We start from the raw sequence: 24973 nt of genomic DNA on the forward strand, positions 1-24973 counted from the left end.
ACAAAATATAACATCACACTGAGCAACGCTTTAGTGAGACTATGACAACGGATATTTATTTTAATGAGTGATTACAAGCAAACCCTAAATTTGCCCGCAACGTCTTTCGCGATGAAAGGGAACATGGCAAATCGTGAACCTAATATGCTAAAAGAATGGGCTGAGAAAGACTTATACGGTCAAATTCGTGCCGCTAAAAAAGGCAAGAAATCATTCATTCTGCATGACGGTCCTCCGTATGCAAATGGTGATATTCATTTAGGTCACTCTGTTAATAAAATTTTGAAAGACATTATTGTTAAATCAAAAACTTTATCAGATTTCAATGCGCCATACGTGCCGGGTTGGGATTGCCATGGTTTACCGATTGAATTAATGGTTGAGAAAAAGGTCGGTAAACCCGGTCATAAAGTTTCTGCGAGTGTTTTTCGTGAAAAGTGTCGTGAATATGCTGCTAAGCAAGTTAATGCTCAACGTGAAGATTTCAAACGTTTAGGTGTTTTTGCTGACTGGGATAATCCTTACCGCACGATGGATTTCGATACTGAAGCTAACATTATTCGTTCATTGGGTAAAATTGCTGAAAATGGGCATTTACACCAAGGTTTCAAACCTGTGCATTGGTGTACAGATTGTGGCTCTTCTTTAGCTGAAGCAGAAGTAGAGTATCAAGATAAGCAATCTCCGGCGATTGATGTAAAATTTATCGCCGTAGACCAAAGTATTGCTGATAAGTTTAATCACCCGGAAGATCATGCCGGTGAAGGTTCAGTTTCCGTTGTGATCTGGACTACCACACCTTGGACATTACCTGCTAACCGTGCAGTTTCAGTTAATGCGGAAGTAGAATATAGCTTAGTACAGGCTGAAACTGAGCAAGGGAAAGAACGCTTTATCCTAGCCTCTGATTTAGTGACTTCTTGTATGGATCGTTTTGGTATCAGTAAATACCACGCATTAGGTTTTTGTAAAGGTAGCGATTTAGAGCTTGTACAATTAAAGCACCCTTTTTACGATTTCACCGTTCCAGTTATTTTAGGTGAGCATGTAACTACCGACTCTGGTACGGGTTGTGTTCATACTGCGCCGGGGCATGGTGTTGAAGATTTTGTTGTTGGTAAATTATATAACTTAGAAGTAGCAAATCCTGTCGGTGCTAATGGTGTTTATTTAGACGATACGCCATTGTTTGCTGGTCAGCATGTTTTTAAAGCCAATGCTAATGTAGTTGAAACCTTAAAAGAACATGGCACATTAGTGCATCATCATGCACTAGAGCATTCTTACCCACATTGCTGGCGCCATAAAACTCCATTGATTTTCCGTGCTACACCGCAATGGTTTATCAGTATGGATAATAAAGGTTTACGTAAAGACTCATTAAGCGAGATTGAAAAAACTCAGTGGATCCCTGATTGGGGTCAACGTCGAATCGAATCTATGGTTGAAGGTCGTCCTGATTGGTGTATTTCACGTCAGCGTACGTGGGGCGTGCCAATGGCATTGTTCATTCATAAAGATACCGGCGCCTTGCATCCTCGCAGTATCGAGTTAATTGAAACCGTGGCAAAACGTGTTGAAGAAAAAGGCATTCAAGCATGGTTTGATCTAGAGGCATCAGAGCTGATTGGCAATGATGCACAAGAATACGTAAAAGTCCCTGACACGCTCGACGTTTGGTTTGACTCTGGTACTACGCATTATTCCGTTGTGAATGCTCGTGAAGAATTTGACGGTATTGCTGACTTGTATTTAGAAGGTTCGGATCAGCATCGCGGTTGGTTTATGTCTTCAATGATCTCTTCTGTAGCGATGAATGGTAAAGCACCTTATAAACAAGTGCTAACGCATGGCTTTGTGGTTGATGCTAAAGGCCATAAAATGTCTAAATCTTTAGGCAATGTTATTACGCCAAAAGAAATTACTAATACCCTAGGCGCTGATATTTTACGTTTATGGACCGCATCGGTAAATTACACGCAAGAAATTACTGCAGGCGATGAAATATTTAAACGCCAAGCTGATGCGTATCGTCGTATTCGAAATACTTCACGCTTTTTATTATCAAACTTAAACGGCTTTGATCCAAAAACAGATTCAATTGCCTTTGATGATATGGTGGCGCTTGATCGTTGGGCGGTAGATAAAGCGGCGCAATTACAAGCTGATATTATTGCGGCTTATGATGAATATGAATTTCACGTGGTTGTGCACAAGTTAATGAACTTCTGTACGACAGAACTGGGTGGCTTTTATTTAGATATTATTAAAGACCGTCAATACACAGCGAAAGAAGACAGTGTTGCTCGACGTTCATGTCAAACGGCGATGTATTTAATTGCTGAAGCGATGACGCGTTGGATGGCACCAATTTTGTCTTTTACAGCACAAGAAATTTGGCAAGCACTTCCTACAGCATCAGGTGATACTCGTGAAGAGTTCGTTTTCACAGGTGTTTGGTTTGATGGTTTGCCAAAAACTTCTACTACCAGTGCTTTAAATAATGATTATTGGAACGAGCTTTTATTAGTGCGAACCGAAGTAAATAAAGCGTTAGAAAATGCTCGTAAAGAAAAGCAGGTAGGTAAAGCACTTGAAGCAGCCGTTACATTATATACGACAGCTGAACTTGCAGAAAAATTACAGCAATTAGGTGAAGAACTACGCTTTGTCTTAATCACTTCTAAAGCGGTTGTTAACGTTGTTGAAAGTGCGCCAGCAGAAGCGTTAACCACTGAGGTTAGCGGTTTATGGCTAACCGTTGCCCCAGCTGAAGGTGCTAAGTGTGATCGTTGTTGGCATGTCACTGAAGACATTGGACAAAACGAAAAGCACCCAGAGCTTTGTGGTCGTTGTATTAGCAACGTAGATGGTGATGGTGAAGTGCGTCAATTCGCTTAAGTTCAACAATTATTCATGTGATTAAACTAAAACGTGCAGCGCTTTAAAAGAGTCTGCACGTTTTCTAGTTATTAAAACCTTAAAGTATTGCGTCTTGAACGCGAATAATAAAAGTGAAGTTTTTGTGCTATGAAAAATTTATTTACCCAAACAGGTTTACGTTGGTGGTGGTTAACCGTTATTTTTTTAGTGGCGGATCAAGTAACTAAGCAGTTAATCGTCAGTAATATGGACTTATATCAATCCATCGATATTCTGCCTTTTTTCAACTTAACTTATGTCCATAACTTGGGTGCAGCCTTTAGCTTTCTTGCTGACCAAGGTGGCTGGCAACGTTGGTTTTTTACGGTGATTGCCGCTATTGCTAGTATTGTTTTCATTGTTTGGCTAGCAAAAACACCTAAGCAACAAGTGTTGTTATCAGTGGCATTCGCTTTAATGCTAAGTGGTGCAGTAGGCAACCTGATTGATCGTCTGCTGTTTGGCTATGTTATCGACTTTTTAGACTTTTATGGCTTTGGTTATCATTTTCCTGCCTTTAACATTGCTGACTCAATGATATTCATTGGGGCCGCATTAATGATTTTTGATTCATTTAAAAATGATGAGTCGAGTAAACAAACACAAGACATTAATTCTTAAAGAGATATTTCATGACAAATTTAGTAACAGCTTCTTCAGAAATTATCGCCCATATCACCATGAAACTGGCTGATGGCTCTGCTGCAGATAGTACCAAAGTTAATAAAAAACCAGCGAAAATCATCATGGGAGATACCAGCATTTCTCCAGCATTTGAAGCCCAACTTCTCGGTATGTCAGCCGGAGAAAGTAAAGAGTTTGTTTTAGCTGCTGTCGATGCCTTCGGTGAACCATTACCAGAAAATATTCACTATATGGATATTAGCAAATTCAGTGATGAGGCACCGGCTGTAGTAGGCAACATAATAACTTTTACTCAACCAGGTGGTGAGTTGCCTGGTATGATTAAAGATGTTTCGGGTAGTTCAGTAACCATCGACTTTAATCATCCTTTAGCTGGTCAGGAAGTCACGTTTGTAATTGACGTTGTTGAAGTTATCTAGAATATTTAAGTTAACCCGTTTAGTAAATTAAGCAATAATGAGAATACTATGGAAATTATTTTAGCTAACCCTCGAGGTTTTTGTGCCGGCGTTGACCGGGCTATCAGTATCGTCGATAGAGCACTTGATTTATTCGAAGCACCTATTTATGTTCGCCATGAAGTGGTACACAACAAGTTTGTAGTTAACGGATTAAAAGACCGTGGTGCCGTATTTGTTGATGAACTTAATGAAGTACCTGATGACAGTACGGTGATATTCAGTGCTCATGGTGTGTCGAAAGCCGTTCGCAATGAAGCGAAGAATCGTGGCTTAAAAGTGTTTGATGCCACTTGTCCGTTGGTTACCAAAGTGCATATGGAAGTTTCACGAACTAGCCGAAAAGATATCGAATGCATTCTAATCGGACATGCGGGTCATCCCGAAGTCGAAGGTACTATGGGGCAATATGAAAGTACCCAAGGTGGCATATATTTAGTTGAATCTACAGAAGATGTGGAAACACTTGAAATAAAAAACTCAGAAAAACTGTATTATTGTAGTCAAACTACGTTATCGGTAGATGATACCAGTGATGTTATTGATGCTTTAAGAAAAAAATTTCCTTTAATTCAAGGACCGCGAAAAGATGATATTTGTTATGCAACACAAAATCGTCAAGACGCTGTGCGTGCTATTGCAGAACAAGTACAATTATTGCTGGTTGTTGGTGCTAAAAACAGCTCTAACTCTAATCGTTTAAGGGAGTTAGCAGAAAAAATTGGTACCACATCCTATTTAATTGATACCGCTGATGATATAGATGTTTCTTGGTTAAATAACGTCAATAAAGTTGGCGTAACTGCTGGAGCATCAGCACCTGCAATATTAGTTCAGCAAGTGATCGAAGCACTTAAAACCTTTGGTGGTCAAGAAGTTATCGAATATCCTGGTCGAGAAGAAAATACAGTGTTTGCGGTGCCGATAGAATTACGCTAGTCTTAATTGATACTATTTGTAGTTATTGCCTGTATTGGTTACCCAAATATTTTGTAATCATTTATAGCTACAAATTAACATTTCGAGTAGTAAAGGCTGAAAATAAGGAAGATTACTCGTCATAATATTTTAAGGTATGGGTTAATGCAGTTCACCAATGTGATTTTTAACACATATATAAATTTGTTCAGTAGTGATTTCCCAGATCTCTGCTTACCTATTTTCTTGCCTAAAACATTATTTTTAACTCTGTTCGATTTTTCAGCTATAGTTACATCACCTATTTTTAACTTATTCTTATTTAAAGGGAGATTAAATATTGAATAATTCATTTATCCGATCAACTCGAAATAACCCGTATCGAAATAAAGGCATGACCTTCATAGAAGTGTTAGTCGCTGTGTTTATTCTAGTTACTGGCATATTAGGTGCTGTAGCAATGCAAGCTTCGGCGAAAAAAGGCAGTTTCGACGCTATGCAACGCTCTGTTGCTTCGGCCTTAGCGCAAGATATTATCGAGCGTATGCGCAGTAACAATTCGACAGCATTAGCTTCTTATGCTGCTACAGATTATGGTGTAACACTGAATTCATTACCAGGTAAACGGTGTAATACACTTGCAGGTCTTTGTACTCCGGCAGAAATGATCACTAATGATCTATATGAATGGGAAGTTTCTCTAATGGGCGCTGATGTTGTGAATAACGGCAACAATAGAGCTGGTTTAACGGGGGTCAGGGGCTGTATAAGTCAGGCATTGAATGCGGTAACTGTAGTGGTAAGTTGGGAAGGGCGCACAGATATAGCCGATGGAAATAAAGACAGTTGCGGTACTGCTAGTACCAAAAGGCGACAAGTAATTGTTAAGGCATTTATAAATTAATATGAAAAATCAACGCGGCTATACTTTAATAGAAATATTTATTTCCTTAGCGATTGGCTTAGCACTCTTTGCTGGCATCCTGAGTGTTTTTGTAGGTATGAAAACTACAACCCAAGAAACAGCTACTTACGGTGAGTTACAAGAAAATGGACGTTTTGCCTTAAGTGTACTTAGTGACGATTTATTAAGGCAAAATTTTTGGGGTGATTACACTGGCACATTAGACCGATCAATGTTGAATGCAGTACCAGGAGCACCTGGAAATGAATGCATTGGAGCAGGCTTAAATAATGGCACTTTCCCGAACGCTATTGGGCACTTTAGAACGCTTTGGGGGCAAACAGTCACTAATAGTTCTATTATGGGGTGTATTGATAATGCAAAAATAACCTCTGATATTATTCAATTAAAACGGGCGGTTTCTGATCCTTTAACGGCGAGCACTAGTAATAACTACTATATAATTTCAAACTTAAGTGAAGCTGAAATATTTACGGGTACAGTTATACCAACGGTTGCTAATAGTCAGATTTGGGAATATCAACATCATATTTACTATGTTAGAGAAGAAGCACAAGGTAATAATACAGTACCTGTTTTGATGCAAGGACGACTAACAACGAATATGACTTTTGATCCTATAATTGACGGTATTGAAATGATCCGTTTTATGTATGGAATAGACACTGACGCGCCGGGTAGTGCCGGTTATGGGGTTGTGAACTCCTTTATTCCAGCAAATAATATGACGTTAACTCAATGGGATAATGGTAGTAATACTAGAATTTTAGCTGTTCGTATTTATGTGTTAGCACGTAGCATTTTGCCAGATAACAAATATACTAATACAAATACCTATAATTTGGGTAATTTGCCTGTTACATTTAATGACAACTACCGTCGATTATTATTCAACTCTACGGTTACAATTTATAATGCTGGAGTTGACTCATGGTAACCAGAAAGGTTTATCGCAACTATTTTCTGAAGAATACTATTTCCTTAAGTCGACAGAAAGGTGTAGTGCTGATTGTTGCTCTAGTGTTTTTAATTGCCTTAACTGCTGTTGCTGCCGCTTTGATGCAAAACTCAACCTCAGATATGAAAATGTCAGGTGCTAGTGAAGAAAAAGTTATAGCTACACAAGAAGCTATAAGTGCGAGTGATGAGGTAATTTTCCGACAAGTTAATGCAGCGCCAGGAAATAATAGATTTGCCTCAGCTTTAGTGAGATTTAAAGACGAAAATTTTAGAAATGTTACTGATAGTTTAAATATTACTAATACCGATGTCGATACTACGGCAAATATTAATATTGCCAATAATGAACTTGAGCTAGAGCCAGATTGCCCCCACTCCCGATCTGCTTCATCAGCCCAAGTATTCACTTGTAATGTGCTACGCGTTCAAGTGGTCCGAAAGTATGGACGAAAAAGCACCAATGAAGTTGAAGTAAATACAGGGGTTGCACAGCAACTTTTACGATGATTTTTAGGTGTTCCAGCTAAATATTGGAGTTAAAAAATGAAAAGATTTCTGGCCATAAGCCTACTATTAATAATATCAAACGTATCTTTTAGTGAAGATATTGAGTTATACGTAAGCAATGACGTAAAGCTTGCTGGCAATAAAACCCAAGTACTTATTATTTTTGATAACTCAGGCAGTATGGGTACCACGCTTTCTGTAAATGAGGACTATGATCCTACAGTAACTTATCCGGCTGTTGGCAATGATAATTCATTAAGTGAACGCTTTATTTACTTTACAAAAGGTGGTGCTGATGGTGGCTCAGGTTTACCTGTACCTGATAAAAATAATGAGTCACGTCGCTTTTTAGATTCTATCAATAGTTGTGAAACAGCGAGAAAAATTTTAGCAGAAACTGGCTTCTATTCAGGACATATACGCGAATATAGCTTTAAAGGCACTTCAGGTAGTTGGAATGAAATTCCCGATAATAATGGAGCAAATGTTGAAGTTATTGATTGTGAAGATGATGTTTTAAAGTCTGAACCTAAAAACATAGCTAGCTTGCCTGACGGCTACCCAGTTAATTACCTCGGGACTAAACAAATCCCTATTTATCATAGCCCTCTTCTTTTGACGTCGAACGTTGACTGGTCTGGTCAATACGTAACACTTTATACAGATAATTATTTACGCTGGCATCATGGCGAGACTATTGCTCAAACATTAACAACTCGTATGGAAATAGCGAAAAAAAGTATCGCCAACGTGGTTAAAGCGGCCCCTTCTATCGACTTTGGTTTACAAGTGTTTAACTACAATTACGGTGATGCTGCAGATCACCCGAACGGTGGGCGGGTTGCTTTTGGTATCCAACAAATGACCAATGCCAGTGAAGCTGAATTTTTAGATATAGTGAATAACAAAGTATCTTCAAGAACATGGACGCCTCTTTGCGAGTCACTTTATGAGGCGCAACAATACTTTGCCGGTAAAAATGTAGACTTTGGCGATGATGATGTTGATCTTTATTTCAATAACGGAACACTCGCATATCAAAAAAATGTACCTCCGAGAGATCTCTCAATCGAATCCTCAGGCAAATATATTAGCCCATTCTCTAATTGTAGTAGTAAAGCTTTTGTTATATTAATCACGGATGGAGCACCAACTTTTGATAATGGGGCAGATAGTAAAATAGAAGCATTAACAACAGTTGACGAGGGGAAAACTGTTAATTTTAGTGGTAGTAAGTTTGCCGGTAATTATTTAGCTGGGCTAGCTGAATGGATGAATGAAAATGATCTTAATACGAGTTTACCCGGCAGACAAACAGTGTCGACATACACTATCGGCTTTAGTGAAGGTGCGCTTGATGCTGCGCCATTATTAAAAAGAACGGCTAAATTAGGTGGAGGAGATTATTATCCTGCTGCAGATAGCGCGCAACTAACCTCCGCGTTATTGAATGCACTAGAAAGTTTAGAGCCAAGTAATGATAGCTTAACTTCAGCATCCGTTGCAGCTAATAACTTTGATAGAACTGAAACCTTGAACTCTGTTTATTATGCAATGTTTCAACCTGAAAATGGACCACGTTGGCAAGGTAATCTTAAGAAATATAAGGTGGTTAGTGGAAATCAAGTTGGCAAACATAGCAAGTTAGCCCTTGATGCTAATAGCGGACACTTTTCTCCAGATGTAACGAGCTTTTGGTCGCCAAATAACGCCAAAGATGGAGATCAAGTACCAGAAGGCGGTGTTGCTGATATGTTACGTAAAAAAACTAATAGAGTTATATACAGTGATATAGGCGCTAGTGGCACAATGGCTTTATTAACTAAAACACAAGCAGAAACATCGTTTGGTGGTAGCACTGCACTAGCAACAGAAATGAAAGTTCATGAGGATGACGTCGATACATATTTAAATTGGGCAAAAGGTAAAAATGTAGATGATGTTAAATTACCAGACGGTACTAAGCCTGCTATACGCCCAGATGTTTTTGCTGATCCGCTTCATTCTAAACCGTTAGTTGTTAATTATGGGGATAGCATTCGTATTGTTATCGGTACTAACGCCGGCGTGCTTCATATGTTTGAAGATAAAGGCGATTCTGTCGATGAAAACTGGGCTTTTATGCCGAAAGAGTTTTTTAAGAATATTAAGCCACTAAGACAGAATTACTCAACAGCTGAAAAAATTTATGGTGTAGACGGTAATATTACTTCATATACGCAAGATAAAAATGGTGATGGCATCATCAATGGTACGGATAAAGTGTGGATATTTTTTGGCTTACGTCGCGGTGGTAGTTCATATTATGCATTAGATATAAGTGATCCAAGTGCTCCTAGTAAACTTTGGCATATCGATGCTTCGTCAACAGGTTTTGGTGAATTAGGGCAATCTTGGTCTCAACCCAAACTCGGTTATTCGAAGGTAAATGTTATCGGCTCTGGTGCAAGTGCTGTAGCTGCACCCGTATTATTCTTCGGTGGTGGTTACGATGCAGCTAAAGATACAAAAGCTCCTGGAACTCCGGATTCAAAAGGGCGTGCTATTTATATGGTAGATGCTGGTACTGGTGCTCTGAAATGGAGTTTAGCACCTGGAAATGCAAATACAACTTTTAGTGGAACTGACAGTATACCATCTAGTATTGGTATACTTGATAGTGACGGTGATGGTTTAACTGACAGGCTTTACACAGGCGATACTGGTGGTAACGTTTGGCGTGTTGATATGCCAAGCGCTGATCCCGTTGACACCGAAGCCCCATGGACAGTGTTTAAATTGGCAGAGTTAGGTGGAAATACAAATACTACAGACTTACGGTTTTTTAACGAGCCGTCTATCGTGCGGACCTTTATCAGTGAAACTATTGAAGAAAACGTAACCGATATAAATGGTAAAACAACTACTATTGTCAGTCATCAAGAGAAGCCTTATGACGCTGTGCTTATTGGTAGTGGAGACAGATCTAACCCATTAGGTATCGATACAAGTGACACATTTTTTATGATTAAGGATGAACATATTAAGACTAAGTCTTTTTATAGTTCAGTCGAACCAAAGGCCCCATTAGCCCTCTTAAAAAGTGATTTGTATAACTATACAGATAACCCTTTTGATAAAACACTTACTACTCAAGAGCGTGATAAATTATCTATTGCAGTGAGTAATAAGTCGGGTTGGTTTATGGACCTTAAAGGCTCAGGAGAAAAGAGTACCGCAGAGGCCATTGTCATTAATGGCGTCGCTTTTTTCACGACATTTATTCCACCTAACTTAGACCCAACTATTGTCCGTTGTGAACAACCTAACGGCACCGGACTACTATATGCAGTTGACCTTGCTTTAGGTACTGCCGTATATAATTGGAAGACAAATAATGGAACAGGAACAGGAACAGGCGAAGGTCCACCTGATGATGCTAAAAGAAGTATAGTGATTAGCGAGCAATTTTTAGGTGCGCCAACGTTAATTGTCGTACCAGATGCTAAAGGGGAGACAGTTGGTAATATTATTGTTGGAAGAAAGGTTGTAAATACCCCTTTTACGCTACAAACGATGAGAACTTATTTGTACATTAAAGAGGAGCAATAATGCCAAAAGTCAAAGTGATTAATGGTTTTACACTGATAGAGCTGTTAATAGCTGTTGCTATAGTTGCAATTTTAGCATCTATAGCGCTTCCTTCGTATACTGATTTTGTTACGCGCTCAAACCGTACGGAGGCGCAACGAGAGTTATTAAGAATAGCAAATATGCAAGAGCAGTTATATGTCGATACAAGAGCATATACAGCTGATATGACAGCGTTAGGACTGGGTAGTGACCCATTTGTTACTGAAAACACTTACTACAGTATCGATGCGGCACTCGCGAACGGTGGTTTCGTATTAACAGCAACCGCCCTGGGTACGCAAAGTACAAATGACAGTAATTGTCAGGCGTTGTCTGTTAGTGAAACGGGAAAAAAATTGCCGGCAAATGCCTGTTGGGAGAAGTAACATGAAAAATAAAATATTTTTTATTAGTTTAGTTGTATTAATCAACACCAGCTTTAGCACAATCGCAGCTACTAAAGCGGCTAAAAATTACAATGTTGATGCTAAATGCCATGTGGAATTGGTTAATGGCGAAGAAATGATTTACCTTGCATCAGTTAAGGAAAATAAAATAAATAAGCTTGTTGATACCTTGCCAAATAGAAAAATACCAACACATCTTTCTAGGGAAAAGCAGCAAGTACTTCGGGCGTTTGAATGCGTTTTGATAGATGCAAAGTTTATCTCAAATAAAGCTAATGAGTTATTTGATAAGCAGCCTCGGTAATTATACTGTTCATTTTTAGCTAATGTAAATTTACGTTGATTATGCCCAGTAGTTTACTGGGCATATTTTATCAATTACAAGAAACCTCAGTACCATTTCTATTTTCATCTTTGCCGTCATTATCTGTGTCAGAAGTCGCGTATACTCGACCTGATAAGGATATTTCAACGCCTCGCGATAAGTCATTATTGTCTTGAGGGCAATAACTGAAATTGCCATTACCACCAGCAACTAAGCGACCAGTAGGTGCAAAAACAATAATGTTTTGGCTGAACTGCAACGTATCACCGGTGCTAATATTGCCTTTAACTTTAATTAACTCTTCGTTTGCACTGACAAATGTATTATTGTTAGCTAAGGTATTGTCACTGTTAATAAATACACTAAGCTCGTTTTGCCAATTTGTACTGCAACTCGTGCCACTTAATGGGCAAAGTGTGACATTTCTGCCACTATTTATTGCACTATTTCTTGCCGATAAAATTAACCTGTGGAGCTCACTTATTTCATTATCGACTCTTGATTGCACTATAAACTGACCTAAACTTGGCCCTGCTATTGCTGTTAATATACCAACAATGGCAATCCCAATGAGTAATTCTGTGATGGTAAAGCCTTTAACTCGCTTTTTATTTTGAATTTTTTTAATATATAACTTAGACATAACTACAGCTACAGTTAAGATTGATGTTCTATTTATAACATTGTTGCTGAAGCTCAGCTAGCAAATTTTGTAAAGGAGGTCAGCGTTAATTAAATATAATTTATGAAGAAACTAGTGTTTACTTTGCACGTCAAACTTCTGCAGCTGAATCATATCTTATTAGATAATTGCAAATCGTACTTATCGTTAGGTTATAAATGTCGCAAGCTATTAGACTGGCAAAGCTTTATATGACTCATAAACAAAACTCAGCTATAGAGTAAATTAATACTCATTAAATCATTAAAATTAAGCAACTTAATCACATTCTAGCTAAAAGCACTTTATTTTCGCTCCTGTTCTCCTCACATTCTTACCGCTAGTTTTATTCGCGGCACTGACGTAGGCTCTACCTGAGTTTCTAACCACAATGCCGCGGTTTTTATCATTATGGTATTCTGGACAGTAACTAAAAGTAGCGTTTTGTCCCCAGCCCAATAAGTGCCCAGTTGACGCATAAGTTAAACCGATACGTGTTTTGCCATATTGAAGTTTATCTCCAACTTTTATTGCTGCCTTATTAGCAACAAGTTGCTCATTCAGCTCTGGCTCATATATTTTATTATTATTAATATCGGTAAACACACTTAATTCTTGGTGCCATAAATTTTTACATTTCCCTTGGTTACTCAATGGGCAGAGTGTGACGCTAGTATTATGGGTTAAGGCACTATTTCTAGTAATTAAAATTAGGCGGTGGAGCGTTGAAATTTCATTGTCTACACGCGTATAAACAATGAAATTATTGAGGCTTGGAACACCAATGGAAATTAAACTAAGCAGAATTGCTAGCGCAACCATTGTTTCGATAATCGTAAATCCATTACACTTTGACATAACAACCAATCCTTTAGTTGAATAAACTTTTCAGAGCTAGGTATAGTCAAAATTATCGTATTTTCCAAATTTAATTAGCTAATTTTCGTATATTGTTGGAATTGCAGAGCGCTTATGTTGAGTTTTCATATAGATAGCAATGATTTTTTCTTCAACTAATTTATCTGTGTTTTTACCTTCCAAAAAATCATCTAATTGATCGTAACTAAGGCCTAACGCGTCTTCATCTTTTTTACTTGGTGCTAATTCTTCTAAATCAGCCGTTGGTGCTTTATTAACCAATTGAGCTGGTGCACCCAGCGCATTGGCGAGCTGCTTAACTTGGCGTTTTGATAAACCAAACAGAGGCGCTAGATCGCAGGCTCCGTCACCCCATTTAGTAAAAAAACCTGTAATGTTTTCTGCAGAGTGATCCGTGCCCAGGACTAATCCACCTAATATGCCGGCAATATGGTATTGCATGACCATACGAGAGCGTGCTTTAACATTACCTTTAGAGAAATCTATTTGCGCGACAGATGCGGTTAACAGATCAGCATTTTGCAAAGCACTGATGGTTTCATTATGAATACCCTCAGTACCGTCGGCGATATTAGTGATTAAACTATGTGTAGGCTTTATAAATTCAAGTGCAAGTTGTGCATCATCTTCATCTGCTTGTATATCAAAAGGGAGTCTTACGGCAATAAACTTATAAGATTGAGGACTTTCGCTATTTAATTCATCAATAGCGAGTTGTGCTAAGCGTCCACAAGTAGAAGAATCAACACCACCACTGATACCTAAAACAAGCGATTTTAGGCCTGATTCTATTAGTTTATTTTTGATGAAATCTATTCGACGCTTAATTTCAAACGCAGCATCAATTTCAGGTAATACCTTCATCTCTTTGATTATTGCCTGGGCGTTCATGCTATTTCCTTTTGGTGATGGGTTATTTTCTATATTCAAGCTGATTAACAGCAGCAGATAGGGCAGTGTAGCAAAGTATATCTTCGATTAGAACTTTTGCACTATAGCTGTACAATCACTAGATATTATGTAGATAATGATAATTATCAACATAATGCTGTAGCGTAAATCAACTTATAGGCTGGAAAGATGAAAAAAATAGAAGCGATAATTAAACCATTTAAAATGGATGATGTACGTGAAGCGCTTGGCGAAATTGGCGTAACGGGTATGACAGTATCTGAAGTGAAAGGTTTTGGGCGCCAAAAAGGGCATACAGAGCTTTATCGTGGCGCTGAATACATGGTAGATTTTTTGCCGAAAGTAAAATTGGAAATTGTCGTGAAAAAAGAAAATGTTGAACGTTGTGTAAACACGATCCTAGAAACAGCACAAACCGGTAAAATTGGCGATGGCAAAATTTTTATAACGGATGTTGAGCGTGTAATACGTATTCGTACCGGCGAAGAAGACGAAGAAGCGATTTAAATACAACATCAGTAAAAAAAATACCAGCGAATGCTGGTATTTATAATATATGTCTTAATAATGTATTTACATTAAATATTCAATCTAGTGCTGAAACCGTTTATTGAGCCACTAACGGATTATTAGGGTAATTTGCTGCTAATACTTGTTTAGCATTAATCTGTAAATCCGTTAAGCCTAACTTTTCGTAGCAGACAATCATAATTTCTAATGCTTCTTCTGTTTCTGGGCTAGGCGAAAAATATTCTACAATATATTTTCCTCTGTTAGCTGAAGAAACATAAGCTTCACGCTTCAAGTAATAACGCGCCACAGATAATTCATATTTTGCTAGGCGTGACTTTATGGCAATCATACGTTGTCGAGCGTCGGCCGCGTATTTACTGTTAGGATACTTCTCTAATACTATTTTTAAATCTTTAAAGGCGTCACGCGCCGCAGTTGGATCACGGTCTGAACGGTCAATCCCTGCTAAGTTCTGAAATAAATTTTCTTGAGTCGCAACATTGATCAACGCTCGCATATAGTAGACATAGTCTATGTTTGTATGTGAAGGGTTGAGTCGTAGAAATCTATCAGTAAGCGCTAATCCTTGGGCTGCATTGCCACTTTTGTAATATGCATAAATTAAATCTAATTGTACTTGATGAGAAATTGGCCCATAAGGAAATCGAGAATCTATCGCCGATAATATTTGGATCGCCTTTTGATATAATCCATTATCAAGTGACGCTCTAGCATCAGCAAATAATGCTTGGGCTGACTTGTCAGGCACCTTTTGAATATCTTTTTCGTTTGTTCCTGAACAGCCTGTTAATGCTAAGACTAGTGCCAGGCACATTATTTTTATTGTCACTTTTTCCATAGACTTCAATATCACTACTTTGTTTTAGTTAAAATAAATATCTTCCTCACCATAATTACTTAATGTAATTGCTTTAGCAAAGAGGTAAAATAAGCACTGGCATTCTAACCTAGCAATCCTGCCTTGCACAGTGCTAATTAATAGAGAGTTTAATGGCTGAGATAATTCAACACCGGGACACGGTTCCCGAATCATGCTTAGGCAAACGTTTCGACCAGACTTTGGCGGAAATGTTCCCTGATTATTCACGTTCACGTTTAAAAGAGTGGATTTTAGCCGGTCATGTAACGGTTGACGACGTTGTCGTCGATGTACCCCGCGAAAAAATGTTCGGTGGTGAGCTTATTGCCATTGATACTGAGGTCGAATCGGAAGTTCGCTTTCAAGCGCAAGATTTACCTTTAAATATAGTTTATGAAGATGATGATATATTAGTCATTAATAAGCCAGCAGGTTTTGTTGTGCACCCTGGTGCCGGTAATCCTGATGGTACAGTGCTAAATGCTTTACTACATCATTGTCCACAGCTAGACGTTGTGCCTCGTGCCGGTATTGTCCATCGTTTAGATAAAGATACGACTGGATTAATGGTAGTCGCTAAAACGATTGCAGCTCAGACAAATTTAGTTGAATCATTGCAGGCGCGTGAAATTACCCGTGAATACGAAGCTATTGCCAGTGGGATTATGACCGCAGGTGGTTTAGTGGATGAACCGATTGGTCGTCATGCTACAAAACGTACTCATATGGCGGTAACTCATTCAGGTCGACCTTCGGTTACACATTATCGTGTGATGGAAAAATTCAGGCTGCATACTCGTTTACGTCTACGATTAGAAACGGGTCGAACTCACCAAATTCGTGTTCATATGGCGCATATTACTCATCCGTTGGTAGGTGATCCAGTTTACGGCGGCCGCCCGCGTCCGCCCAAAAATGCATCAGAAGAGCTACGTGAGTTATTACGTCAATTTAAGCGCCAAGCTTTACACGCGGCAATGTTATCATTATTTCATCCTATAACAGGTGAAGTTATGACTTGGCATGCTGATGTTCCTGAAGATATGGTGGCGTTAGCTGATATGTTGCGTAAAGATACAAAAATTCATCTCAGCGATAGTGATTACTAAATTACCTGATAATTTACTATGTATTAAATGGCCAACAACCAATGTGTTGGCCATTACTACTACCCGTTTATCAGCCAATATCCCTCCAGCATCTAGCAATGATGAATACCCGCAATTAAACATTAAAGACACAAAAAATAACCCCTCAGAATTTCATGCTTTTAATTTAGGTGAGCATGTTGGTGATTGTGCTACTGCAGTTGCTCAAAATAGAAAGTCGCTACTTAAATATCTTCCTAGCAAGACAAAAATTCAATGGCTGGAACAAGTTCACGGTAATAATGTAGCCATTGTCGAAGCACACGATAATACGCCAATTGTTGCAGATGCAGCCATAACACGTAGTCGACATATTGCATTAGCTATAATGACAGCAGACTGTTTACCAATTTTATTATCAAACAAAGATGGTAGCGAAATTGCTGCAATTCATGCTGGTTGGCGACCACTAGCTGCAAATATAGTTGAGCGAACAATCTCAACTATGCTTAGCCCTGCAGATGAAGTTTTTGCATGGCTGGGACCTTGTATTGGTGCTAAGGCTTTTGAAGTTGGCGAAGATGTAAAGCAGGCATTCTGTAAAGTATCGCCAAAATTCAACGCTGCTTTTCAACCTATATCGCCATTAAATGATGATTTAAAACCGCAAAAGTATCTTGCTAATTTACCGTTAATTGCCGAATTACAACTCTTTGCATCAGGTGTGAAAAGTGTGGCTAAACTTGCTGAATGTACTTTTGAGCAAAGTGATAAATATTACTCTTATCGTAGAGATGGAAAAACTGGACGCATGGCGAGTGTGATCTGTCTAAATTAGTCATTTATCCACACTATTTTTTAACGCCTATCAATTGACCTATATCAAACTTTCGTTATTCTTTGCTTGAAAATGCTCCTTACTGTCCTTATGTCATAGGTAACTATACTGTAAGCCCAGTAACATGGCATTAGGAGAACGTTAATGCGTTTAGAACGATTTACCCAGACATTTCAAGTAGCAATATCTGATGCACAATCCATTGCATTAGGTAAAGATCATCAATTTATTGAACCAATTCATTTAATGTTGGCGTTATTAAACCAAAACGCTAGCAGTATTATTCCATTATTAAAAAGTGCCGGTATTAATGTACGAACGTTAAGAACGCAAGTTGAAGCTGCTATCGCAGAATTAGCGCAAGTTTCTGGTACAGGCGGCGAAGTGCAACTGTCTTCAGCGATGGGGAATATTCTAAATCTTTGCGATAAATTTGCCCAAAAGCATGGCGATAAATTTATCTCCTCAGAAATATTTATTCTGGCGGCGTTACAAGATAAAGGCAAGCTAGGCCAAATTCTAAAGGGTTTAGGTGCCAGTGAACAACGTGTGCAAGACGCAATAGTGCATATTAGAGGTGGTAAAAATGTTGATGATGCCAATGCTGAAGAAGTTCGCCAAGCCTTGGATAAATACACGGTAGATTTAACCGAACGTGCAGAACAAGGTAAGTTAGACCCCGTTATTGGTCGCGACGATGAAATTAGGCGAACCATTCAGGTACTTCAACGCAGGACTAAAAATAATCCAGTCTTAATTGGTCAGCCGGGCGTAGGTAAAACAGCAATTGTTGAAGGTCTAGCCCAACGTATTGTAGATCATGAAGTACCAGAAGGTATTCGAAATAAACGGGTTTTATCACTTGATATGGGCGCACTTGTAGCCGGCGCTAAATATCGTGGAGAATTTGAAGAACGCCTTAAAGCCGTACTTAGTGAGTTAAGCCAGCTCGAAGGGCAGGTGATCTTATTTATTGATGAACTGCATACTATGGTTGGGGCGGGTAAAAGTGACGGTGCTATGGATGCAGGTAATATGTTAAAGCCTGCACTTGCTCGTGGTGACTTACATTGTGTTGGTGCAACAACGTTAGATGAATATCGTCAATATATTGAAAAAGATGCCGCATTAGAGCGACGTTTTCAAAAGGTATTGGTAGATGAACCGAGTGTAGAAGACACCATTGCTATATTACGTGGTCTTAAGGAACGCTACGAACTCCATCATAATGTTGAAATAACAGATCCTGCTATTGTTGCAGCAGCCACATTATCGCATCGATATGTTAGTGACCGTCAACTGCCAGATAAAGCCATTGACCTTATTGATGAAGCGGCTTCAAGTATTCGAATGCAAATGGATTCTAAGCCAGAAAATTTAGATAGATTAGAGCGTCGCTTAATTCAATTAAAACTAGAGCAACGCGCCTTGTCGAAAGATTCAGATCCTGCCTCTAAAAAGCGCTTGGATTTAATCTCAGATGATATCGCTACCTGCCAAGCCAGTTATGACGAATTAGATGAAATATGGAAAACTGAAAAAGCGGCATTGCACGGTACACAAGCTATTAAAACTGATTTAGAGCACGCACGTATTGAACTCGAAGCAGCTCGACGTGTTGGCGATCTTAATACCATGGCCGAATTACAATATAGTCGAATTCCAGATCTTGAAAAACAGCTAGATCTGGCTAGCCAAGCAGAAATGCAAGAAATGACTTTATTACGTAACAAAGTTACTGATGTAGAAATCGCGGACGTGTTGAGTCGAGCAACGGGAATTCCGGTAGCAAAAATGCTCGAAGGTGAAAGTGATAAATTATTACATATGGAAGATAATCTTCATAAACGTGTGATTGGACAATCAGAGGCAGTTGTTTCCGTCTCTAATGCTATTCGCCGCTCAAGAGCGGGTTTGGCAGATCCTGATCAACCCATAGGATCATTTCTATTTCTTGGGCCTACCGGCGTAGGTAAAACAGAATTGACTAAAGCATTGGCGCACTTTCTATTTGATAGTGAAAACTCACTGGTACGAGTCGACATGTCAGAGTTTATGGAGAAACACTCAGTCGCGCGTTTAGTTGGCGCACCTCCAGGCTATGTTGGCTATGAAGAAGGTGGCTATTTAACAGAGGCAGTAAGACGTAAACCCTATTCAGTTATTTTACTTGATGAAATTGAAAAAGCACATCCTGATGTTTTTAATATTTTATTACAGGTATTAGACGACGGTCGTTTAACTGACGGGCAAGGACGTACAGTCGACTTTAAAAATACCGTTATTATTATGACCTCAAATATTGGCTCTGATATTATTCAGGAATATGGTGATGACAGCCAGTATCAACAAATGAAAACTCGAGTGATAGCTGAATTAGGCAATCACTTCAAACCGGAGTTTATAAATAGGGTTGATGAAACTGTGGTGTTTCATCCATTACTTGCTGAGCAGATTAAAAGTATCGCTAGTATTCAAATATCAGCTTTAACAAAGCGATTAGAAGAAAGAGATATAACCATGACATTATCAGAAGAGGCATTATCTTTTGTTGCAGCGGCAGGGTTTGATCCAATTTTTGGTGCTAGACCATTAAAACGCTCTATTCAACAAGAAATTGAAAATCCATTAGCACAAAAATTACTTGCTAATGAATTCTCTGCTGGTGATCATATTTTTGTAGAGCTGAATGATAATAATTTAAATTTTACGGTCAAAGCAAGTAAACACTAATCACAAATTTAAGGCGCTTTAGTGATTAATATAAAACAGGCTGAATTTTTATTCACTTTAATCAGTGCAATAAACTTCGGCTTGTTTTGTATTCATTGATAATTGTTGTTTTTTATCTAAAGCACTCAATACTTTTACATTTCCTTTTTCATCTTTAAATTGAATTTTCTCAAAATTTTGTAAAGTATCTATGTTTTCACGTGCAGAGACGCACTTGTCATTATTAAGGTTTTCAATGGCATCATTATTGGCGTCAATACTCACAAGCGTGTTGTTTATAGCTTGATTAGTCGTAGTCGACTTTCCTGTATCGTTATTTATCGAAGATTTTTGATTATTTGCCATACTAATTTCAATATAGTCATCGTGTTCAGGCTGATGCTGACTAAAATGGACAACTTTATCTTTATCAATCCAACGATAAACGGTAATTTGTTCAGCTGCGAAAACATCGAAATACACTAATGTCATTAAAAAAAGTGATAATGTCTTAATGTTCATAACGGTACCTATCCATAAATTAATGCTTAATTGCTCTATTATTGACATAAATAGTGCAAGAAATAATTGCTGGCAACTAAAAATGTAATATCTACAGTGTTTTATAACAACACAAAGAGCAGTTTACAAATTTTTATCCTTTTATTGAACATTCATTTGTATTGAAACTATCAGAAATAATTAAACTTATAGCGATTGAGTTAAGTAATTGAACATATTGTAACTAAGTATAAATATTTAAGAACAGATGTTTTCTGTTCCGGATAAACACAACTACTTGCAGGCACATGTTTATAGTTCCAGACAAAACATAAGTACCTACATCCCTGTAGGCACATGTTTATTGTTCCAGACAAAACATAAGTACCTACATCCCTGTAGGCACATGTTTATTGTTCCAGACAAAACATAAGTACCTACATCCCTGTAGGCAGCGTGATATTGGTGATTTAGATCACTTAAGAATGATAGGCTCTTTATTTCAATTGGTAATATGCTAGATTACCACTATATTACTCACTTTAACTTATGACGGTTTTATTTATGCCAGACAACAATAATGATGAATCGCTACAAACCCGTGGCATTTATCTTTTACCTAATTTATTAACTACCGCGGGACTGTTTTCAGGATTTTATGCTGTGGTTTCTTCTATGAACGGACACTTTATTAGCGCGGCCGTTGCTATATTTATTGCGATGATTTTTGATGGTTTGGATGGCCGAGTCGCTCGAATGACTAATACCCAAAGTGAATTCGGTGCTGAATATGACAGTATGGCTGATATGTTATCGTTTGGTATTGCGCCAGGTATAGTGGCGTATAATTGGGCGTTATCAAGTTTTGGTAAATTTGGCTGGTTGGCGGCATTCGTTTATGTTGCTTGTGCGGCTTTGCGTCTTGCCCGTTTTAATACCCAGGTTGGAATTGCGGATAAACGGTATTTCCAAGGCTTAGCAAGCCCAGCTGCAGCAGGTGTTGTAGCTAGTATTATTTGGGTTGGTAGTGAATATCAAATTAACGGCCAAGATTATGGCTATATCATCGGCTTAATTACTATCGTTCTTGGCTTATTAATGGTCAGTAACTTTAGATACAACAGTTTTAAAGAAGTCGACTGGAAAGGTAAGGTTAATTTTGTTGTTGTATTGCTGATAGTGCTAGCCTTTGTTGTCGTTGCTTCTAGCCCTGAAAACATACTGCTAATCATATTTGGCTTATATGCTTGCTCTGGGCCGTTTACAACTATTCGCTCAGTCAAAAAATTGAAACTAGAGCATGTAGTAGGTGATGACCAAGACGCTGACTTTCATCGCTATAGTGAAAATAAAGCGTCAGATACCGCAGAAGTAGATATTAAATCAAAAACTGACGAGCCAAAATAAAATGTATTTCCTTTATATTGTATAAAAATTTAATAGATAACCAATTAGCTACGAGTAAAAACTAGGTAGTTAATGCGATAATATGTATATAAAGAGGCGCTGTTAGGCGTTTCTTTTGTTTGTTTAGCACGAAAAACCAACGCCTTGCTCAATTAAAAAGCAAACAAACACTTTTTCGAAATTAAATGCACTTTAGGTGTTGACGTGAAGCGAGAAATCTCTAAAATGCGCTCCAGTTCCAAGGGGTAACCCCAACGAGCTGTTTTAATAAGTTATCTAGTACGGTTTAGGCTGAATGAGTTAACTTAACGTTTTAAAGTAGGGTTTTGAATCTTCTGAAAAGAAAGTTTAAAAAAACGAAATAAAATGTTGACATTAAAACTGAGTTGCGTAGAATGCGCATCTCGCTTCAGGCAAGGCCTGCAGCAACGAAGCAAAGCGAATGAGATTTTGTTTCGGTTAGTTTTTTACTTCGAGTATAAACTAACGTTCTTTAACAATTAGTTATCATGCAATTTGTGTGGACACTCACATTAACGTTGATTTTACATAGTTATCCTCGGATAACAAAAAAAACAGCTTAATATGATGTCACACAAAGAATAAGTATCATTTAAGTCTTCGGATTTAAATTATACGTTTTATGTAGTTTTTATCTTCTTTAGTCGGATAGATAGAAACACGACAGAATTCATTGAGCAGATGTCTTTTCTTAGTTAACTTCGGTTCGTTAAGGTGAGCATCACAAACGATTTTTAATTGAAGAGTTTGATCATGGCTCAGATTGAACGCTGGCGGCAGGCTTAACACATGCAAGTCGAGCGGTAACAGAGATAGCTTGCTATCTGCTGACGAGCGGCGGACGGGTGAGTAATGCTTGGGAATATGCCTTTGAGTGGGGGACAACAGTTGGAAACGACTGCTAATACCGCATAACGTCTACGGACCAAAGGGGGGGACGCTTCGGCACCTCTCGCTCATTGATTAGCCCAAGTGAGATTAGCTAGTTGGTAAGGTAATGGCTTACCAAGGCGACGATCTCTAGCTGGTTTGAGAGGATGATCAGCCACACTGGGACTGAGACACGGCCCAGACTCCTACGGGAGGCAGCAGTGGGGAATATTGCACAATGGGCGAAAGCCTGATGCAGCCATGCCGCGTGTGTGAAGAAGGCCTTCGGGTTGTAAAGCACTTTCAGCGAGGAGGAAAGGTTAGTAGTTAATAACTGCTAGCTGTGACGTTACTCGCAGAAGAAGCACCGGCTAACTTCGTGCCAGCAGCCGCGGTAATACGAGGGGTGCAAGCGTTAATCGGAATTACTGGGCGTAAAGCGTGCGTAGGTGGTTTGTTAAGCAAGATGTGAAAGCCCTGGGCTCAACCTGGGAACTGCATTTTGAACTGGCAAGCTAGAGTTTTGTAGAGGGTAGTGGAATTTCCAGTGTAGCGGTGAAATGCGTAGAGATTGGAAGGAACATCAGTGGCGAAGGCGGCTACCTGGACAAAGACTGACACTGAGGCACGAAAGCGTGGGGAGCAAACAGGATTAGATACCCTGGTAGTCCACGCCGTAAACGATGTCAACTAGCCGTCTGTAGACTTGATCTGTGGGTGGCGTAGCTAACGCGCTAAGTTGACCGCCTGGGGAGTACGGCCGCAAGGTTAAAACTCAAATGAATTGACGGGGGCCCGCACAAGCGGTGGAGCATGTGGTTTAATTCGATGCAACGCGAAGAACCTTACCATCCCTTGACATCCAGAGAAGAGACTAGAGATAGACTTGTGCCTTCGGGAACTCTGTGACAGGTGCTGCATGGCTGTCGTCAGCTCGTGTTGTGAAATGTTGGGTTAAGTCCCGCAACGAGCGCAACCCCTATCCTTATTTGCCAGCGAGTTATGTCGGGAACTCTAAGGAGACTGCCGGTGATAAACCGGAGGAAGGTGGGGACGACGTCAAGTCATCATGGCCCTTACGGGATGGGCTACACACGTGCTACAATGGCAAGTACAGAGGGCAGCAATACCGCGAGGTGGAGCGAATCCCACAAAGCTTGTCGTAGTCCGGATTGGAGTCTGCAACTCGACTCCATGAAGTCGGAATCGCTAGTAATCGTAGATCAGAATGCTACGGTGAATACGTTCCCGGGCCTTGTACACACCGCCCGTCACACCATGGGAGTGGGTTGCAAAAGAAGTGGCTAGTTTAACCCTTCGGGGAGGACGGTCACCACTTTGTGATTCATGACTGGGGTGAAGTCGTAACAAGGTAACCCTAGGGGAACCTGGGGTTGGATCACCTCCTTATCTTGAAGTAAAACAGCTTAATGAGAACCTTGGTTCTACGAGTGTTCACACAAATTACATGATAACAAATTAGAAGAAGAAAACGTAAACCCTAGCATAATAAGGGGCTATAGCTCAGCTGGGAGAGCGCCTGCCTTGCACGCAGGAGGTCAGCAGTTCGATCCTGCTTAGCTCCACCACTTATTATGTAGTATCGATTTTTGATACGATGCAGGTCTGTAGCTCAGCTGGTTAGAGCGCACCCCTGATAAGGGTGAGGTCGGCAGTTCAAGTCTGCCCAGACCTACCAATTCTTCGTTACTCCGCGTTAGTTCGCAGCTCGTGTAGAAAACCTACACGTCGCTACCAACTGCCTTGATTAACAAAGAATGCATTTACTTCTTCATAAAGAAAGAGACCAAACTTAAACTATCTCAAGTTGATAAGTTAAGTTTGGTTTTTTAAACCAAGATTTATACCGAATGTGCGTATGAATTTAGTTCTTTAACAATCTGGAAAGCTGATATAAATACCGGTATTTATATGATGAACACGGTGTCGCGCTGTTGTTTGTAAATTATAAATACCAAGCTGTTGTTAACGGGAATATCGCCTGTTAATGA

The 24973-nt window shown here is 39.2% G+C and carries 20 protein-coding genes, 2 tRNA genes and 1 rRNA gene; 18 read left to right on the forward strand and 5 right to left on the reverse strand.

What is annotated here, in order from left to right:
* Positions 1-63: 63 nt before the first annotated feature.
* The 10 genes from ileS to B5D82_RS14755 all read left to right on the forward strand — a co-directional run bounded on the left by ileS (position 64) and on the right by B5D82_RS14755 (position 11658).
* Positions 64-2901, forward strand: coding sequence for an isoleucine--tRNA ligase (gene ileS / locus B5D82_RS14710; RefSeq protein ID WP_081152568.1), 2838 nt, complete (start codon positions 64-66; stop codon positions 2899-2901).
* 129 nt (positions 2902-3030) lie between these two features.
* Positions 3031-3543 carry a signal peptidase II gene (gene lspA, locus B5D82_RS14715; RefSeq protein WP_081152569.1) on the forward strand — a complete coding sequence of 171 codons (513 nt, stop codon included), beginning with the start codon at positions 3031-3033 and terminating at the stop codon, positions 3541-3543.
* Between the two features lie 11 nt (positions 3544-3554).
* The gene (fkpB, locus tag B5D82_RS14720) at positions 3555-3986 is read left to right on the forward strand and encodes an FKBP-type peptidyl-prolyl cis-trans isomerase (RefSeq protein WP_081152571.1); all 432 of its coding nucleotides are present in this window, start codon (positions 3555-3557) and stop codon (positions 3984-3986) included.
* 48 nt (positions 3987-4034) lie between these two features.
* Positions 4035-4964 carry a 4-hydroxy-3-methylbut-2-enyl diphosphate reductase gene (gene ispH / locus B5D82_RS14725; protein ID WP_081152572.1) on the forward strand — a complete coding sequence of 310 codons (930 nt, stop codon included), beginning with the start codon at positions 4035-4037 and terminating at the stop codon, positions 4962-4964.
* A 319-nt stretch (positions 4965-5283) separates the two neighbouring features.
* Complete coding sequence (pilV, locus tag B5D82_RS14730; RefSeq protein WP_081152574.1) at positions 5284-5847, forward strand: type IV pilus modification protein PilV; 564 nt, start codon at positions 5284-5286, stop codon at positions 5845-5847.
* Position 5848: 1 nt separating this feature from the next.
* Positions 5849-6805 carry a PilW family protein gene (locus B5D82_RS14735; protein ID WP_081152575.1) on the forward strand — a complete coding sequence of 319 codons (957 nt, stop codon included), beginning with the start codon at positions 5849-5851 and terminating at the stop codon, positions 6803-6805.
* Positions 6799-7335: a pilus assembly PilX family protein gene (locus tag B5D82_RS14740; protein ID WP_081152577.1), complete on the forward strand. Its 537-nt coding sequence runs from the start codon at positions 6799-6801 to the stop codon at positions 7333-7335. The genes B5D82_RS14735 and B5D82_RS14740 overlap by 7 nt, the downstream gene beginning before the upstream one ends.
* Before the next feature lie 36 nt (positions 7336-7371).
* On the forward strand, positions 7372-10926 hold the full coding sequence (locus B5D82_RS14745; RefSeq protein ID WP_081152579.1) for a pilus assembly protein: 3555 nt from the start codon (positions 7372-7374) through the stop codon (positions 10924-10926).
* The gene (locus B5D82_RS14750; RefSeq protein WP_081152580.1) at positions 10926-11333 is read left to right on the forward strand and encodes a type IV pilin protein; all 408 of its coding nucleotides are present in this window, start codon (positions 10926-10928) and stop codon (positions 11331-11333) included. Before B5D82_RS14745 ends, B5D82_RS14750 begins: the two co-directional genes overlap by 1 nt.
* A 1-nt stretch (position 11334) precedes the next feature.
* Entirely contained in the window at positions 11335-11658 is a 324-nt protein-coding gene (locus B5D82_RS14755) for a TapY2 family type IVa secretion system protein (RefSeq protein WP_081152582.1), read from the forward strand.
* Between the two features lie 70 nt (positions 11659-11728).
* Here B5D82_RS14755 and B5D82_RS14760 read toward each other — a convergent pair whose 3' ends face one another.
* The 3 genes from B5D82_RS14760 to nadE all read right to left on the reverse strand — a co-directional run bounded on the left by B5D82_RS14760 (position 11729) and on the right by nadE (position 14110).
* Complete coding sequence (locus tag B5D82_RS14760; protein WP_081152583.1) at positions 11729-12322, reverse strand: GspH/FimT family pseudopilin; 594 nt, start codon at positions 12320-12322, stop codon at positions 11729-11731.
* A gap of 312 nt (positions 12323-12634) precedes the next feature.
* The gene (locus tag B5D82_RS14765) at positions 12635-13198 is read right to left on the reverse strand and encodes a GspH/FimT family pseudopilin (protein ID WP_081152585.1); all 564 of its coding nucleotides are present in this window, start codon (positions 13196-13198) and stop codon (positions 12635-12637) included.
* 78 nt (positions 13199-13276) lie between these two features.
* Positions 13277-14110: an ammonia-dependent NAD(+) synthetase gene (gene nadE, locus B5D82_RS14770; protein ID WP_081152586.1), complete on the reverse strand. Its 834-nt coding sequence runs from the start codon at positions 14108-14110 to the stop codon at positions 13277-13279.
* A 189-nt stretch (positions 14111-14299) separates the two neighbouring features.
* Here nadE and glnB point away from each other — a divergent pair, with 189 nt between their 5' ends.
* Positions 14300-14638 carry a nitrogen regulatory protein P-II gene (gene glnB, locus B5D82_RS14775; protein ID WP_077287161.1) on the forward strand — a complete coding sequence of 113 codons (339 nt, stop codon included), beginning with the start codon at positions 14300-14302 and terminating at the stop codon, positions 14636-14638.
* A 100-nt stretch (positions 14639-14738) separates the two neighbouring features.
* Here the strand turns inward: glnB and B5D82_RS14780 are convergent, their stop codons facing one another.
* Positions 14739-15503, reverse strand: coding sequence for an outer membrane protein assembly factor BamD (locus B5D82_RS14780; RefSeq protein ID WP_081152588.1), 765 nt, complete (start codon positions 15501-15503; stop codon positions 14739-14741).
* Between the two features lie 152 nt (positions 15504-15655).
* Here B5D82_RS14780 and rluD point away from each other — a divergent pair, with 152 nt between their 5' ends.
* The 3 genes from rluD to clpB all read left to right on the forward strand — a co-directional run bounded on the left by rluD (position 15656) and on the right by clpB (position 20183).
* Entirely contained in the window at positions 15656-16633 is a 978-nt protein-coding gene (gene rluD, locus B5D82_RS14785; protein ID WP_081152589.1) for a 23S rRNA pseudouridine(1911/1915/1917) synthase RluD, read from the forward strand.
* The gene (gene pgeF, locus B5D82_RS14790) at positions 16623-17450 is read left to right on the forward strand and encodes a peptidoglycan editing factor PgeF (RefSeq protein WP_157673906.1); all 828 of its coding nucleotides are present in this window, start codon (positions 16623-16625) and stop codon (positions 17448-17450) included. Before rluD ends, pgeF begins: the two co-directional genes overlap by 11 nt.
* Before the next feature lie 144 nt (positions 17451-17594).
* Positions 17595-20183 carry an ATP-dependent chaperone ClpB gene (gene clpB, locus B5D82_RS14795; protein WP_081152592.1) on the forward strand — a complete coding sequence of 863 codons (2589 nt, stop codon included), beginning with the start codon at positions 17595-17597 and terminating at the stop codon, positions 20181-20183.
* A 57-nt stretch (positions 20184-20240) separates the two neighbouring features.
* Here the strand turns inward: clpB and B5D82_RS14800 are convergent, their stop codons facing one another.
* Entirely contained in the window at positions 20241-20684 is a 444-nt protein-coding gene (locus B5D82_RS14800; protein ID WP_157673907.1) for a DUF4124 domain-containing protein, read from the reverse strand.
* 543 nt (positions 20685-21227) lie between these two features.
* Here B5D82_RS14800 and pssA point away from each other — a divergent pair.
* From pssA to B5D82_RS14820, 4 genes are all read left to right on the forward strand, one after another.
* Complete coding sequence (gene pssA / locus B5D82_RS14805) at positions 21228-22070, forward strand: CDP-diacylglycerol--serine O-phosphatidyltransferase (protein WP_081152595.1); 843 nt, start codon at positions 21228-21230, stop codon at positions 22068-22070.
* Between the two features lie 756 nt (positions 22071-22826).
* A 16S ribosomal RNA gene (locus B5D82_RS14810) occupies positions 22827-24371 on the forward strand.
* Between the two features lie 103 nt (positions 24372-24474).
* Positions 24475-24550 (forward strand) — tRNA-Ala (locus tag B5D82_RS14815).
* Positions 24551-24583: 33 nt separating this feature from the next.
* Positions 24584-24660 (forward strand) — tRNA-Ile (locus tag B5D82_RS14820).
* Positions 24661-24973: the final 313 nt, after the last annotated feature.

Source organism: Cognaticolwellia beringensis (assembly GCF_002076895.1).
Lineage (GTDB): Bacteria > Pseudomonadota > Gammaproteobacteria > Enterobacterales > Alteromonadaceae > Cognaticolwellia > Cognaticolwellia beringensis.